The 16451-nt window shown below is 36.2% G+C and carries 10 protein-coding genes; 6 read left to right on the top strand and 4 right to left on the bottom strand.

Annotation, left to right across the window (positions count from 1 at the left end):
- The first annotated feature begins 86 nt into the window (after positions 1-86).
- The 6 genes from OZP08_RS03085 (at position 87) to OZP08_RS03060 (ending at position 9633) form a co-directional block, all read left to right on the top strand.
- Positions 87-2267 carry a M1 family metallopeptidase gene (locus tag OZP08_RS03085; protein WP_281322958.1) on the top strand — a complete coding sequence of 727 codons (2181 nt, stop codon included), beginning with the start codon at positions 87-89 and terminating at the stop codon, positions 2265-2267.
- 78 nt (positions 2268-2345) lie between these two features.
- Positions 2346-3572, top strand: coding sequence for a purple acid phosphatase family protein (locus OZP08_RS03080; protein ID WP_268848294.1), 1227 nt, complete (start codon positions 2346-2348; stop codon positions 3570-3572).
- Between the two features lie 745 nt (positions 3573-4317).
- The gene (locus tag OZP08_RS03075) at positions 4318-5199 is read left to right on the top strand and encodes a nucleotidyltransferase family protein (protein WP_268848293.1); all 882 of its coding nucleotides are present in this window, start codon (positions 4318-4320) and stop codon (positions 5197-5199) included.
- Complete coding sequence (locus OZP08_RS03070) at positions 5187-6218, top strand: phosphotransferase enzyme family protein (RefSeq protein WP_268848292.1); 1032 nt, start codon at positions 5187-5189, stop codon at positions 6216-6218. Before OZP08_RS03075 ends, OZP08_RS03070 begins: the two co-directional genes overlap by 13 nt.
- 21 nt (positions 6219-6239) lie before the next feature.
- Positions 6240-8105, top strand: coding sequence for a glycoside hydrolase family 35 protein (locus OZP08_RS03065; protein WP_281322957.1), 1866 nt, complete (start codon positions 6240-6242; stop codon positions 8103-8105).
- A gap of 154 nt (positions 8106-8259) precedes the next feature.
- Entirely contained in the window at positions 8260-9633 is a 1374-nt protein-coding gene (locus tag OZP08_RS03060; RefSeq protein ID WP_281322956.1) for a Gfo/Idh/MocA family protein, read from the top strand.
- A gap of 135 nt (positions 9634-9768) precedes the next feature.
- Here the strand turns inward: OZP08_RS03060 and OZP08_RS03055 are convergent, their stop codons facing one another.
- The 4 genes from OZP08_RS03055 to OZP08_RS03040 form a co-directional block, all read right to left on the bottom strand.
- Positions 9769-10602: a bestrophin-like domain gene (locus OZP08_RS03055; protein ID WP_281322955.1), complete on the bottom strand. Its 834-nt coding sequence runs from the start codon at positions 10600-10602 to the stop codon at positions 9769-9771.
- Positions 10603-10720: 118 nt separating this feature from the next.
- Positions 10721-12088: an efflux transporter outer membrane subunit gene (locus OZP08_RS03050; RefSeq protein WP_281322954.1), complete on the bottom strand. Its 1368-nt coding sequence runs from the start codon at positions 12086-12088 to the stop codon at positions 10721-10723.
- Positions 12078-15251, bottom strand: a complete 3174-nt coding sequence (locus OZP08_RS03045) for an efflux RND transporter permease subunit (RefSeq protein ID WP_281322953.1) — start codon at positions 15249-15251, stop codon at positions 12078-12080. Before OZP08_RS03045 ends, OZP08_RS03050 begins: the two co-directional genes overlap by 11 nt.
- Before the next feature lie 33 nt (positions 15252-15284).
- Positions 15285-16433: an efflux RND transporter periplasmic adaptor subunit gene (locus OZP08_RS03040; RefSeq protein WP_281322952.1), complete on the bottom strand. Its 1149-nt coding sequence runs from the start codon at positions 16431-16433 to the stop codon at positions 15285-15287.
- Positions 16434-16451: the final 18 nt, after the last annotated feature.

Below are 16451 nucleotides of genomic sequence, written 5' to 3'. Positions count from 1 at the left end.
AGAAATATATAGTAAAAAATAATTATACCCAAGGGATTGATTTAGTATAATTGCATCATAAAATAACGATCATAAATAAAATAAAAATGAATAAGCTTTTTTTAAAATGTACAGTTTTTAGCTTCATGGCACTGGTATCAGTAAAAATGGAAGCACAGAATGCTGATAAAAACACCGATGAGTTAGCGGTTTATAGAGTTACTTCGCTAAAGGTTAACGATCTCGTAAATACAAAACTTGATGTATCGTTTGATTACGGCAAGAGATATTTGTACGGAAAAGCATGGCTTACCTTAAAACCTCATTTTTACGAGACAGATGTACTTACTTTGGATGCCAAAGGGATGGATATTAAAGAAATAGCCATCATGGTAGGAAAGGAAAAAACTCCTTTAAAATATACTTACGACTCAGAACAACTTTCCATTACTTTAAACAGAAAGTATAAAAGAACGGAGAAATACACTATTTACATTGATTATACAGCAAAACCAGATGAGTTAAAAGCAAAAGGAAGTGCAGCAATTACTAATGCAAAAGGATTGTATTTTATAAACCCAGACGGAAAAGAAGATAAACCTATTGAAATTTGGACACAAGGTGAGACAGAAGCATCATCAGCTTGGTTTCCTACTATAGATAAGCCAAATCAAAAAACGACATCTGAGATTTCGATGACAGTAGCTGCTAAATACGTAACCTTATCAAACGGGAAATTAGTCGCTCAAAAAGACAACAAAAACGGAACCCGTACAGATACCTGGAAAATGGATGTGCCACATTCTCCTTACTTGTTTATGATGGCGGTAGGTGATTTTAAAATCTATAAAGATTCGTATAACGGTAAAGAAGTTAGTTACTATTTAGAGCCTAAGTACGCGCCGTATGCCAAACAAATTTTTGGTAAAACACCAGATATGATGAATTTCTTCAGCAAAATGTTAGGGGTTGAATATCCGTGGGTAAAATACGCCCAGATTGTAGCTAGAGATTATGTTTCTGGAGCAATGGAAAATACATCGGCTACTTTGCATGGAGAGTATGTGCAAAATACAGAAAGAGAATTACTGGATGATAATGGAGAAAGCACTATTGCACATGAACTTTTTCACCAATGGTTTGGAGATTATGTAACAGCAGAGTCTTGGTCTAATTTAACAATGAATGAATCATTTGCAACTTTTGGAGAAGTGCTTTGGCACGGGCATGATGCCGGACAAGATGCAGAAGACAGATCGCGTTATGAAAAATTACAAAGCTATTTGCGTTCCAGCAAAAACGGAATGAGTCCGGTTTTGGCACGTTTTCATTACAATGATAAAGAAGATATGTTTGACAATATCAGTTACTCAAAAGGGTCTATAATCCTGTATGCATTAAAAAATCAAATGGGGGATGAAGCATTCTTTAAATCATTAAATCGTTATCTGACAACAAATGCCTATAATTCTGGAGAAACACACCAGTTGCGTTTGGCAATGGAGGATGTAACAGGAAAAGATTGGAGCCCATATTTTAACCAATGGTACTATCAAGGAGGTAGTCCAATTTTAGAAATTCAATATGGTTATGCTAATGGGAAAGCTACTATTGTGGTAAAACAAACACAAGACAGTTCAGTACAATTGTTTAGTTTGCCACTAAAAGTTGATTTTTATGTAAACGGAAATAAAATAAGAAAGGATATTTTAATAGAAAAGCGTGAGCAAAATTTCAGTTTTGATGTGCCAGCCAAACCTGATTTTGTAGACATGGATGCTGATAAGATTCTGGTAGGTCAGATTATAGACAACAAGAAAGCCGAAGATTATCTTTATCAGTACAAAAATGCACCATCATACCACAACAGAATCGAAGCTATCAAATTTGCAGCAAAAGATAGAAGCAATACGGCTCAACTTATCTTATTGGCCGGTTTAGGAGATCAACAAGATGATCTAAGAACACTTAGTATAAAAGGATTGGATTTAAATGATAATCTAATAAAAGAAGCCGCACTGAAAAGTCTACTTAGCATAGCCAAAAACGACAAAAATACAACCGTTAGAGCTGCAGCAATTATGAAACTTGCAGCTACTGGTGATGCTAGTTATAAAGGATTAATGGATGAAAGTGTAAAAGATCAGTCATATAGGGTGATTGCTGCCGGTATATCTGGCTTACTAAAATTAGCACCAGATGAAGGAAACAAAGCATTAGCAGCATTAGATGAAGACACAAAAAATCATGTAACAGTGCTGATAAAAAAATTGAACAATCAAAAATAGTTAGCAAAAAGCCTTGCAGTAGGATTTTCAAATTAGTTGCGGACAGGCATATTAGATAATTTTTATCATATCAAATTTATGAAAGCTAATAATACACGTCGTTCTTTTATAACAAGATCCATTGCAGGTGTTACGGGAGTTGTGGCTGCAAGCGCATTGCCTTTGTCTGCGCTTGCAGAAAACACAAACCCGGAAGTTCTTTCAATAAATGATTCCCATGCTTTTTTGACAAAACCCTATCTACAAGCACCAGGCATAAATAGTATGACCATAATGTGGCTTACTAATCTAAAGTGTCTGAATTGGGTAGAGTTTGGCGAAACAGAAAAGTTAGGCAATAAGGCACAACAAACCACAAACGGAATGCTGAATACGCATTCTAAAATCAATTGTGTATCACTAAAAGGACTTAAGCCTAATACCCAATATTTTTATAAAGTTTTTTCGAAACAAATTGTGGAGTTTCAGCCTTATAAAATGACTTTTGGAGAAACTATAAGTAGCGAAATATATTCTTTTACAACACTGAATCCCGATGCTGATAAAGTTAGTTGGTTGGTATTAAATGATCTTCATGACCGCCCGGAATCATTTGGAGAATTAATGCAACTAAATAAGGATAAACCGTATGATTTTGTTTTCTTAAATGGAGATATGTTCGATTATCAAATAGATGAAACCCAGATTGTCAATCATTTGCTGGATCCTTGTAGCATATTTTCAACAGAGAAGCCTTTTTTATATGTACGAGGTAATCATGAAACCAGAGGAAAATTCTCGAGAAACCTTTATGATTACTACTATAATTATGGCAATAGAGAGTATTACTCTTTTCAAATAGGGCCTGTGTTTACAATGGTTTTAGACACAGGAGAGGATAAAAAAGACACACATCCAGTGTATGGAGGAGCAGTCGATTTTGATAAGTACAGAGAAGAGCAATCAGTCTGGCTAGAGAAACAAATGAAAACGAAAGCGTTCAAAAAAGCACCTTTCCGAGTAGTTATGATGCATATTCCGCATTTTCATTCAGATGATGCGCATGGTACCTTAGATTGCCGAAGACTTTTTGGACCATTATTCGAAAAGTATAAAATAGATTTATTTATAGCAGGGCATACCCATGAATACGGATTGTATGAGCCTAATCCAGAACATACCTATCATTTTGCCATTGGTGGAGGACCTGTTACCGGAACAAGGACATTAACGCGAATAGAAGCCAGCTCAAAAAAATTGAATTTAACAATGTATAAAGATGATGGTACCGAAATAGGACAGTTTAATCTAGATTCCAAGAGATAGAACTCCTCATTTTTTATTAATAATCACAGATTAATAATATTTAGAAATCAGATTGAAGTACTTGTAGTAAGAAAAGAAGCTTTTTTGCCTTTTTTTATTTAAAACCCCCTTCAAATTACAATCTGAAAGGTGTTTTTTATTTGCTGAAAGTTTGCACTAACATTCTGATTTAAAGATTAGATAACTATAAAAGTATGTTTTATTTTTCTTACTGAAAAGAAGAGAAATAATTTTCAAAAACGGATGAAATTAGTTTTGGGGTGTGTTTTGTGTGCTCGATAACACAAATTTAATGTGTTCGAGCACATTTTTTAGGGTTTTCCTTTTTTTATTAAAAAATAATATATAGTTTCGTCATAGAATTGTGAATAATACGGTTCGATTCTTAAGTTAAAGATATTAAAAAGAGGATTTTAGTGTCGTTTTAAAACTTTTTTAAGAAAGAAGCAAGAAGGGATTTTTTAAAACAATTTTAAAATAAAATGATAACATAAAAAGACCATCATTTTGATAAAAAAAATCGTTTTTTCAAAAGATTAAATAGGAATGAAAAGAATGATGAAAAAATACTAAAAACAAGCACCATTCATTGCTTCCAAAACCATAATCGATTACAACAAAAGAAAAAGTAGTCCTAACGATCAAATAGAAGACAATATTAATTTATAAAGTAACAATCCTAAAAAGAAGAATCGAACACAAATGAGATTTGCTTTTAGGATAATAGGATTAAAACAGAAAGAAGATGAAGCCAACACTAGTAGTATTAGCCGCGGGTTTAGGAACTCGATATGGGGGATTGAAACAGTTAGATACCATAGGACCCAATGGTGAAATTATAATGGATTATTCCATTTCGGATGCCTTACTAGCAGGATTTGGTAAAATAGTATTGATCGTACAGGAAGATATGATTTCAATTTTGACAGAAAGATACATTACGGATCAAAACTTAGATGTCGAATTTGTAGTTCAAACTAAGGAGTTAACACTAGAGGGATTAACGTATAAAAATGTAAGGCCTTGGGGAACAGCACATGCCGTTTGGTGTGCGAAGGATATAGTCAAAAACAATTTCTTATTGATAAATGCCGATGATTTTTATGGTCGAAGCTCTTTCAAATTGGCATACGATCATTTATCAACCTCTAATGATCCTTGCGCAATAGTGTATCCAATTCTGAAAACATTATCGGATAACGGAACAGTAAATAGAGCCGAAATCCAAATGAAAGATGGCTACTTGGTAGATTCTATCGAAAGAGAAAAAATTAGGATTGAAAATGGCATAGTTGTTTATCCGAATGCCAATTCAGTTATGCAGGAGATTAGCAAAGAGGCATTTGTATCGATGAACATGTTTGGGTTTACCACACAAATTTTTGATTTCATAGATACGGATATTCACAAATTTGTTGCGAACTGGTTAGAAGATAATAGTATAGAATATCAATTGCCGAATGTAGTTGGTGATATGATCAAAAACAATATCATTAAGGTTGAGGTTTTAAAAACGAATGAAGAATGGATAGGGATTACCTATAAAACCGATAAAGATTTGGCCGAAGTAAAACTTCAAAAATTACACGATCAAGGGACTTATAAAAATGAAGTATGGAAGAATTAATTCAAACCGTCTTTAAGGATTTTTATTCGGACAAACCAATACTTGGCTATACCACCATACATAGTGGCTTGATCAATAGCACTTATAAAATTGAGACAGCCGATGAGGATTACATTTTGCAAAAAATGAATCAAGTTGTGTTTCCGAACATAAAAGCTTTATTGAACAATAAGATAAAGACCACTTGCTATTTGAATGCAAACGGGTTTTCTACTTTGACATTTATTGCAAATAGGGAAGGTCGGTTTTATTCAGAACAAGATGAAACGATTTGGCAACTTTCAACCTATATTCCTTCGGTGGTTCTGGATCGGATAGATTCGGATATGGTAGCAAGTCAGGTTGGGGCTTATTTGGCCAAGTTTCATACAGCCTTACTTAATTTTCCGGTTTCGGATTTAGAGTATACAATACCGGATTTTCATAATACGATAAAAAGATTTAATGATTTTGAAGAAAGCATAAAAAAAGCTTCGGCAGAAAGACTATCGGAAGCAGAAGAATCAATAGCATTTTTAGAATCAAATTTCAAAAGTATAGAAGCCGTTGCCAATGCCATAAATACGGGAAAAATACCATCGAGAGTAGTGCACAATGATACTAAAATCGGGAACATGCTTTTTGATGACAACGGAAATATTCTATGCATTATTGATTTTGATACGGTAATGCCGGGAAGTATTTTTCATGATGTGGGTGATGCTTTAAGAACGGCTACCAACACTTCTACAGAAGAAGAAAAAGACCTGTCAAAAGTGTGTTTCGATATAGAAATTTATGAGGCCTTTATGAAGGCTTATGTCAATGAAGCCTCTTGTTTCATGTCAGAAGAAGAAGCGCAAAACATCCATTTAAGTTTGCCATTGATCCTTTTTGAACAAGCTTGTCGCTTCTTAGGAGATTATCTAAATAACGACAGTTATTACGCTACAACATACGAAGATCAAAATTTGGTAAGGGCCAAAACACAGATTAAGCTTATGGATAGTGTACAGTTGTATTTGAAAACAAAAAAATAATTTTTTAAAGAGCATCTTTAGATGAAAAAAAGTCTTTTTACCTTGTTTTTATTCCTTTTGTTAGCTGTAAATGCAACAGGGCAAACCAAACATACTTTTGCTATAACTGATGGCAATTTTGTTTTAGATGGGAAACCTGTTCAGATTCATAGTGGCGAAATGCATTATGCCCGTATCCCAAAGCCATATTGGCGTCATCGCTTGAAGATGATGAAAGCCATGGGATTGAATGCAGTCGCGACTTATGTTTTTTGGAATTATCATGAAACAGCACCAGGGGTTTGGGATTTTAAAACAGGTAATAGAGATATTGCAGAATACATAAAGACAGCGCAGGAGGAAGGGTTGTATGTTATTTTACGTCCGGGACCTTATGTTTGTGCTGAATGGGAGTTTGGAGGTTATCCGTGGTTTTTACAGAAAGTTCCGGGAATGGTTATACGGGGTAATAATCCACAATATTTGGCAGCAACAAAATCATATTTTACGGCACTTTATGGTCAGGTAAAAAAATTATTGGTTACTAATGGCGGACCAATAATTATGGTTCAGGGCGAGAACGAGTTTGGTTCCTATGTCGCTCAGCGAAAAGATATCCCATTGGCAGAACACAAAAAATACAGTGCCGCAGTCTTTCAACAACTCAAAGATGTAGGTTTCAATGTGCCATTCTTTACCTCAGATGGTAGTTGGTTGTTTGAAGGAGGTGCACTTCCGGGAGCTTTGCCAACTGCAAATGGCGAAGATGATGTTGCTAAATTAAAGGAAGTAGTCAATAAGTATAACGGAGGGAAAGGGCCGTATATGGTTGCCGAATTTTATCCGGGTTGGTTAGATCATTGGGTCGAAGAATTTCCTAAAGTAGCTACAGAAAATGTAGTAAAACAAACTCAAAAATATCTTGATGCTGGTGTTTCTTTCAATTATTATATGGTACATGGAGGAACTAACTTTGGGTTTACCTCTGGGGCAAATTACGATGGGAACCATGATATACAACCAGATTTAACTACTTATGACTATGATGCCCCTATAAGTGAAGCTGGTTGGGGAACAGAAAAATATAATGCTTTGCGCAATATATTGAAGAGCCCTAAAACACCAGCAGTTCCTGCAAAAATTCCGGTAATTACAATTCCAAATATTCAATTAACAAAAGCCGTTAGTTTAGAATATCTAAAAAGCAAAGTAAAAGCAGTTACAGCAGATTCTCCTTTGACTTTTGAAGATTTAAATCAAGGTCATGGTTATGTTTGGTACAGTAAAAAATTCAAACAGCCTATTAGCGGAAAATTAGAATTAAAAGGACTTCGTGATTATGCAATTGTATATGTAAATGGTGTGAAAGTAGCCGAATTGAATCGCTATTATAAAAAATACGATTGTATGATAGATGTGCCTTTTAATGCTACTTTAGATATCATCGTAGAAAATATGGGGCGTATTAATTATGGAGCCGATATTATAAACAGCACAAAAGGAATTATTTCGCCAGTAATCATTAATGGGCAAACGATCACAGGAGATTGGAACATGTACTCGTTACCGATGGATGTAGTGCCTAACCTAACCGATGCCAAAAACATGGTAAAAGTTGGATCTCCCACAGTCTATCAAGGAACTTTCAACCTGAGTACAACAGGAGATACTTTTCTCGACATGCGTGATTGGGGTAAAGGAATAATTTTTATTAACGGAATCAATATTGGTCGTTATTGGAGTGTAGGTCCGCAACAAACCTTATATGTTCCGGGATGCTGGTTAAAGGAAGGAGCTAATGAGATTGTGATTTTTGAACAAAAAAATGATAAAATACAAACGTCAGTAGGAACTGTAGAAACACCCATATTAGAAAGTTTGCAACCTGAAAAAGGAGAGGAAAAGTAAAAATGAATGTATTTTGGTTAGTTGAAAAACTTCATTAGACTTTTTCCTAGTGGAGTTTTTTAAAGTTTAGGATTTAAAATTAAGTTTAGGATTCCCCATTAGAAAGGTATTGTGGTGCTATTTAATTCAATTTTTTTAATATAATTAATTCGTTATGAAGACAAGAATGATTAAGCATGTTCTGTTAGCATGTATGCTGGTAATAGCCAATGTATCGGCACAGATGATTAAAACGGTTACGCCAAAACGTCCTAAAGGTCAAACAGATGTATTGCGTTTGGCCACAGCACCATTGTCCACAGTTCGTGTTGCTTATATTGGTTTAGGAATGAGAGGTTCAGGTGCTGTAGAGCGTATGACTCACATAAAAGGAGTAGAAATAGTTGCTGTATGTGATATGTTAGAAGATCGTACCAAAGCAGCAAATGCAACTCTTGTAAAAAGAGGTTTTCCTAAAGCTCAAGAATTCTTTGGGGCAGATTCTTGGAAAAAAGTGACAGCGCTTCCAAATGTAGATTTAGTTTACATTGCCACAGACTGGAAGAATCATGCCAACATTGGTGTACAAGCTATGAAAGATGGAAAACATGTGGTAATAGAAGTACCAGGTGCATTGACAATGGACGAAATCTGGGAATTGATCAATACATCTGAGAAAACAAGAAAGCATTGTATGCAATTAGAAAACTGCGTGTATGATTTCTTCGAGTTGACTTCTTTGAACATGGCACAACAAGGCCTGTTTGGAGAAGTTCTTCATGCAGAGGGATCGTATATTCATAATCTAGAACCCTATTGGGAAGATTACTGGAACAACTGGCGTTTGGATTACAACAAAGCACACCGTGGAGATATTTATGCTACACATGGTATGGGACCAGCTTGTTTGGCATTAAATATACATCGTGGAGACAAAATGAATTATTTGGTTTCTATGGATACTAAAGTCGTTGGAATTCCAGCATTTATCAAAGAAAAGACTGGAGTAGATTTGAAAGATTTCAAAAATGGAGACCATACCATGACCATGATTCGTACCCAAAACGGGAAAACAATTCAGATTCAGCATGATGTGGCAAATCCTAGACCATATAGTCGCATGTACCAACTTACAGGGACAAAAGGTTTTGCTAATAAATATCCATCAGAGGGTTATGCATTGGATGAATCAGTGATAGGTCCAGATATTGTACCAAATCATAAAAAACTAACAGCAGAGGAGTATATGCCAGACGATGTAAAAAAAGCTATGATGCAAAAATACAAGCACCCTATAGTTGTTGGTATAGAAGAGCAAGCTAAGGAAGTTGGCGGTCATGGTGGTATGGATTTTATAATGGATTACCGCTTGATTCACTGTCTTCAAAACGGACTTCCATTAGATATGGATGTGTATGACATGGCTGAATGGAGCTGTTTAGGACCTCTAACAGAGATTTCACTTAATAATAATTCTGCCCCAGTAGAAATTCCAGACTTTACTCGCGGAGGTTGGAATAAGCTAAAAACAGTTGAGTTTTCAAAATAGAAACTTTCAATATTTTTTGCATACTTTTTAAATATTAAAAACCTACATAATCCAGTCTTGGAAGATGTAGGTTTTTTGATTTAAGATTTTGATAGATCGTTTTTTAACGGATTGATGTGATTATATGCCAAAACATTATTTTCCGTGTAATTGTTTATGAAGCGTAATTATTGGTTTTTGATTTAATCGAATAAAGCCTTTTTCCGGACGGTCAAGGGCAAGAATCAGCCACATTAATGATGCAAAAATAATAGAGATTAAAACGGCAACGATATTGTTTTTTTTGCCCGATATTCCAAACTGATAGCCCAATAAAAACATTGAAAACAAAGTGATAATACCCAAAATAAATAAAATAGCAAACGGAATGCGATACTCAAAAGTATAAGTTACACGATGATTGTATATTTCGTTCAAATCATTTGTAGATGACATGTAAAGAGAATATGCTTCCGAACTTCTATCTAGAGCTCCCAATGCTTCAGAATAATGCCAAAGAGAATCTAAAATTGCTTGAGATCTATTCTTCAGGTGCTCTACTTTTCGAGGTGTAATCTCATCAACTATAGAAGCACGCAAATCAGTATATTCAATCAAGAGTTTCCTTGTATTTGATTTGTATGGTTCCGGTATTAGTCCGGCACGCAAGTAAGTGGTACGAATAGTTGTCACTTCATCAAGCAAAAGTTTTTTTCGCTCGTTATACCGGTTATCAACAATTTGAAAGGTAAAAGCCAGCATAAAAGCCAAAAGACCAAGTGCAGCACCAACGACAGATCCAACCGGAGCATCACTGACTTTAACAGCCTTAGTTTTTAAATAAAATCCATATCGCTGACCTAAAAGAATTGGGATTAGTACACCAAAAAAAGGGACTAGGTACATTACCAAATTTTGAAGTATATAATTATCAATCATATCAATTCGGTTATTAGATTTAATACATAAATTTACAATTATATTGTTCATAATCAGTTAGAAGTAATAAAATTTTGTATTACTGTGAAACGGAAGCTTAATCCGAAAATGATTTAAATAAAAAACCACGCAATTTGCGTGGTTCGTTAATTATAATTCTTTGTGGTTATTAATTCCAACCTCCTCCTAAAGCTCTGTACAATAGTATCATTGAGCTTAATTGATTTTGGGTTAACTCGGACAGACTCAATTCAGAATCATACAATGAGCGTTGTACTTCTAGTACTTCCAGATACGAAACGTACCCATTGTAATATCTGGCTTCCGATAATTCGAAATTTTTTCTGGCAGCTATCACTTGTTTATTTCTGGCAGTCCATTCTTCTTTATAAGTCCTTACGTTTTGCAAAGCCTGTTCAACTTCGGCAACGGCAACTACACAGGTCTTTTGATACGAAAGTTTCGATTCTTCGGCAATTTGTCTGTAAACCTCTACTCTTCTTTTATTTTTACCAAAATTAAAAATAGGGCCGGCAACTGAAGCACTTGCGTTTTGCAAATAAGAAGAACTGTCAAACAAATGGCTTACTTCACTGTTTGCAAAACCAGCTAATGCAGCAATATTAAAAGAAGGGAAACGCATTGCCTGTGCCACCCCAATTCTTTCATTAGAGGCAATATAATTTCGTTCAGCCTGTTGTACATCAGGTCTGTTTTTTAATACAATAGAAGGAATAGAAACAGGAATGTTATTTGCCACTTGTAGTTCCAAAACTGTTTTTCCTCTCTCAATAGGACCAGGAGCTTGCCCGATCAATATTGAGATTCTATTTTCACGATCAGTAATCAATCGCTGAATAGCAGGAATAGCCGCTTCGGCAATAGCCACTTGCTGTTCAATCTGAACTTTATCCACTTCGGAAACATAACCTTGTGTAAACCTTTGATTGATTATTTCATAGGCCTTTTGTCTGGTTTCCAAGGTCTGTTTGGTAATCAATAACTGATTGTCAAAATCACGAAGTTCAAAATATGCAACAGCAATATCGCTTACTAAATTTGAAAGAATCACTTTTCGTCCTTCTTCACTAGCAAGTAATTCGTTTTGAAGCGCTCTGTTTTCATGACGTATTTTACCCCAGAAATCCAACTCCCAAGATAGAGTAGCGGAAGCATTAGATGGTAAAAAGGATTTCTTATTACTGTTTATCGTAGCGCTGTATCCTACTGCAGGCAATAAGTCAGCTTTGCTGTATCCTAATTCAGCTCGGGTACGTTCAATACGGGCCAAAGCAATTTTCATGTCATAGTTATTTTCCAATCCTTTATTGATTAGTCCTTTCAGAACTTCATCATTGAATAGATCAAACCATTTGACATTGACAACAGATGCCAACGTATCAGCATTTGCGGTTCCATTACGATAATTAGCAGCACTTTGATCTTCCGGTTTTTGATATTTAGGTCCAACCAAACAACCTACAGGAAGCACTGCAAGAACTACAATAACAACAATTATTTTAAACTTATTCTTCATGATCTGTAGTTTTTGAGTCCGTAATACTTTCTGTTGCTACAACCTCATGTTTGCTTTTTCCGATATTTTCAATCATTACAAACAATCCAGGTACAATTAACACTCCAAGAACTGTAGCGATTAGCATTCCGCTAAATACGGCCATTCCCATTACAATACGGGCTTGCGAACCTGCACCAGTGGCAGTCAATAACGGAACAACTCCAAGAATAAAAGCAAAAGCAGTCATTAAGATAGGTCGGAAACGGAGCTTAGCTGCGACCATCGCTGATTCGTACAATGGTTTCCCTTTTTCATATTCTTCTTTGGCAAACTCTACGATAAGAATCGCATTCTTGGCCACCAATCCGATTAACAGTACCAATCCAATTTGGGCGAACACGTTGTTTACATAAGCATCACTTCCAAATCTTGCCAAGGCCAATCCCAAAAAGGCCCCAAACACGGCAAAAGGCGCTCCAAGTAATACACTGAAAGGCAGTTTCCAGCTTTCGTATTGCGCGGCAAGAATTAAAAACACAAACACCAATGCCATAAAAAACACGGTACCTCCACCAGGTGAATGTTTCTCCTGATAGGAAAGGTTGATGTAATCGTAACTCATATCGGCAGGCAAGGTTTCTTTGGCAACTTCTTCCAAAGCAGCTAAGGCTTGTGCACTACTGTAACCGTCGTTAGGGCTTCCCCCAATCTCAGCAGATCTAAACAGATTCAAACGGTTTGTAAAATCAGGTCCCGCAACTTTTGTAGCAGTTACAAGGGTTGATACAGGCAGCATACTCCCTTCGTTATTCCTTACATAAATATTATTAAGGTTTTCAGGACTTAACCTATCTACAGCTTCTCCCTGCAAGTACACTTTGTATTGACGTCCGAAACGGTTAAAATCATTCACATAAGTACCACCCAAAAAGGCTCCCAAAACTTCGGTAACTTTTGAAACAGGTACCCCCAATTTCATTGCTTTTTCATTATCAATATCCAACTTTATTTGAGGAGTCCCAGCGTTGAAAGTGGTATAAATCCTTTTAATCTCTGGACGTTTTTGGGCGGCGGCAATAAAAGCCTGAGTTTGTTGTGCAAGGTATTGTGGTGGATTACCTCCACGATCCTGTAGCATCAAACTAAAACCGGCAGATGCTCCCAATCCTTGAATTGCAGGAGGTCCAAAGGCAAAAGCGGTTGCATTGGTAATTTGTGTCGATAATCTTTTATTCAATCGATCTACCAATTGTTTAGCCGTTTCTGCTCTTTCTTCCCATGGTTTTAGGGATATGAAAATAAAGGCATTATTTGGCTGATACGAGTTGGTAAGCATACTAAATCCATTGATTGTGGTATAGGAAAGTATTGCTTTCTCTTCTTTAAGGAAACTATCAACTTTCTTTGAAACTTCATCCGTCCTCTGGAGTGAAGATGCCGGAGGCAGGGCTATATTAACCAATATATAACCTTGGTCTTCTTCGGGTATAAAGCCCAATGGGATTTTCTTGCCTAATAAAACAATTGCGGCAATAATTACACCCAATAAAGCAATAATACGCAATGATTTTTTAGCAAAAAATGTAGCTCCTCCTAAATACTTTTCTGTAACGTTTTCAAAAATTCTATTGAATCCGGCAAAAAATTTGGCCAACCATCCTGTTTGCTGATCAACCGGTTTTGTGGGTTTCAGTAACATGGCACAGAGTGCGGGACTTAATGACAAGGCACTAAATGCAGAGAAGGCCACCGAGACCGCAATGGTTATGGCAAACTGTTGGTAAAAACGACCAGTGATACCGGGAGTCATCGCAACGGGTACAAACACCGCAATCAATATGAGCGCAATTGCAATTACCGGACCCGAAACTTCTTTCATCGCCTGGATAGTAGCATCCTTCGGAGACTTACCATGTTCGATATGATGTATTACGGCTTCTACCACCACTATGGCGTCATCCACAACAATACCAATTGCAAGTACCAATCCCAATAAAGACAGTGTGTTTATCGAAAAGCCCAACATTGGGAAAACCGCAATAGTACCAATTAAAGACACTGGAACCGTAATTAATGGAATCAGAGTAGCTCTCCAGTTTTGAAGGAATATAAATACTACCAAGATTACCAATATAACTGCTTCAAAAAGAGTGTGAACAATATCATTGACACCTGCTGTAATAGCAAGTGTTGTATCTAGTGATTCCTGATAAACAACATCCTTTGGAAACTTTTCAGACATCTTTTTCATAGCCTCTTTGGCAAGAGTGGCAACTTCTAAAGCGTTACTACCCGGCATCTGGAATACCGTAATTGCCGCTGTAGCATTACCGTTTCTACGGGCATTTGAGCTATAATTCTCTGTTCCTAATTCAATTCTGGAGATATCGCTCAACAATACTTGAGCACCGTCTGATTTACTTTTAACCACAATTTGGCCGAACTCTTTTTCGGTAACCAAACGGTCTTGAAGTGTAACCCCGTATGTGAAATCAGTTCCTTTTGGAGTAGGCTCAGCGCCAAATTTACCTCCCGGACTAATCATGTTTTGAGCATTCAAGGCATTCTTCACATCATCAACAGTAATACCAAGCTTGCTCATCATATCGGCTTTCAGCCAAACCCTCATGGAATAGTCACTTCCCCCAAAAAGGGAAACCTCTCCAACTCCTTTTATACGCGCCAATTGATCTACTATGTTGATGTTGGCATAGTTATTCAGGAATTTCGAATCGTATTTAGGGTTTGTCGAAGTAAGCGTGAACAACATCATTGGGAATGACAATGATTTTTTAACCACTACCCCTTGTTGTTTTACACTCGAAGGCATAAATGGAGCCGACTGCGCCTGACGGTTTTGGGTAAGCATGTTAGCATTATCCAGATTGGTTCCTACATCAAATGTTACTTCAATAGTACAAGCTCCATCAGATGTATTTGTAGATTTTATGTAAAGCATTTGCTCTACTCCATTTACTTTTTGTTCAATTGGGGTAGCAACAGCTTGCTCAACATTTAAAGCATTTGCTCCAGTAAAAGTTGTAGTGATTTTTACAACTGGCGGATTGATATCCGGATATTGTGAAATTGGTGTTTTTTGTAGCGCCAGTAATCCAAGTATAACAGTAATGATACTGATTACTATAGCTACAATAGGTCTTCTAACGAAAAATTCTCCCATAATAATATTTCTAAATTATTTAGTTAGCACTGATTAATTTTCTGCTTTTCCTGGGGTCCAATCATTAATTTTTGGAGTAACTACACTTCCGCTTTTCAACAAGGAAGTTCCACCTAGAGCAACTTTATCATTAGCCGTTAATCCATCGGTAACTATATAAGAATCTTTGTATGACGGACCAATTTGTATCATTTTCATATCTACTTTATTACCATTGCCTAAGACATAAACCTGATAAAATCCTTGCATTTCGATAACAGAACGTTTTGGAATAATCAGGGCAGACTTGCGAACATCTGTAACTACATGGACCTTCACGAATTGTCCAGGTCTGATTAATTGGTCAGGATTTGCAAATGCTGCCTCAAAAGTCACCGCACCAGTAGTTGGATCAATTTGTCTGTCGGCAAAACTAATTTTCCCTTTTTCTGAATATTCCGAACCATCAGACAATATCAAAGAAATTGATTTTCCTGCTCCTTTTAGATTAGAGTCTTTCTTGGTTATTTCTCTAAAAATTCGAAGATACTCCTGTTCGCTCATTGTAAAACGAACCCTTACATCGCCTAAATCCGAAACGGTATTTAAAACAGATGCTGCACCCGGACGGACATAATCTCCAACTCTTACTTTGGAAATACCGATCAATCCTGAAATTGGAGCAAGAACTCTACAGTATCCTAATTCTATTTTTGAATTTTCTAAATTGGCATTTGCTGCTTTTATAGAAGCAGTAGCTGCGCTGTAAGCTGATTTTGCAGCAATTAATTCTCTTTGACTGACTGCATTCATCTTGGCCAATGGCACCATCATATCATAATCTGATTTGGTTTTGGCTAATCTGGCCTGCATTTCTGCCAAATTTGCTTCTGATTGGTGCACTTTTTCTTGAAATGGTAATGGATCAATCGTGTATAACAATTGACCTTTGGTAACTAAACCACCTTCTTTAAAATTGAGGCTTTCTATAACGCCGTCAACTCTGGGGTTAATTTGTATATCCGATTGTCCAAAAGTTTGTCCGGTAAATTCCGATTCGAGACGCACATCTTGTTGAAGCACTTTTACAATTGAAATTTCCAGTGGTTTGGCTTCGGGTGCAATCTCTTTTTTACAAGAGAAAAGAAATGGGGGGATAACTAAAATAAAAAGTAAAATTTTAATCTTTTTCAATGTATTCATAAAATTAGTATTAAAATT

The organism is Flavobacterium aestivum (genome assembly GCF_026870175.2).
Lineage (GTDB): Bacteria > Bacteroidota > Bacteroidia > Flavobacteriales > Flavobacteriaceae > Flavobacterium > Flavobacterium aestivum.
Note: the sequence above shows the minus strand (reverse complement) of the source record. Positions and strands in the feature narration are given on the sequence as shown.

What these genes read in the sequence shown, in the direction of transcription:
- OZP08_RS03080 (WP_268848294.1), top strand. Translation starts at nt 2,346, where the DNA reads ATGAAAGCTAATAATACACGTCGTTCTTTTATAACAAGATCCATTGCA.
- OZP08_RS03040 (WP_281322952.1), bottom strand. Translation starts at nt 16,433, where the DNA reads ATGAATACATTGAAAAAGATTAAAATTTTACTTTTTATTTTAGTTATC.
- OZP08_RS03075 (WP_268848293.1), top strand. Translation starts at nt 4,318, where the DNA reads ATGAAGCCAACACTAGTAGTATTAGCCGCGGGTTTAGGAACTCGATAT.
- OZP08_RS03055 (WP_281322955.1), bottom strand. Translation starts at nt 10,602, where the DNA reads ATGAACAATATAATTGTAAATTTATGTATTAAATCTAATAACCGAATT.
- OZP08_RS03085 (WP_281322958.1), top strand. Translation starts at nt 87, where the DNA reads ATGAATAAGCTTTTTTTAAAATGTACAGTTTTTAGCTTCATGGCACTG.
- OZP08_RS03070 (WP_268848292.1), top strand. Translation starts at nt 5,187, where the DNA reads ATGGAAGAATTAATTCAAACCGTCTTTAAGGATTTTTATTCGGACAAA.
- OZP08_RS03065 (WP_281322957.1), top strand. Translation starts at nt 6,240, where the DNA reads ATGAAAAAAAGTCTTTTTACCTTGTTTTTATTCCTTTTGTTAGCTGTA.
- OZP08_RS03045 (WP_281322953.1), bottom strand. Translation starts at nt 15,251, where the DNA reads ATGGGAGAATTTTTCGTTAGAAGACCTATTGTAGCTATAGTAATCAGT.
- OZP08_RS03060 (WP_281322956.1), top strand. Translation starts at nt 8,260, where the DNA reads ATGAAGACAAGAATGATTAAGCATGTTCTGTTAGCATGTATGCTGGTA.
- OZP08_RS03050 (WP_281322954.1), bottom strand. Translation starts at nt 12,088, where the DNA reads ATGAAGAATAAGTTTAAAATAATTGTTGTTATTGTAGTTCTTGCAGTG.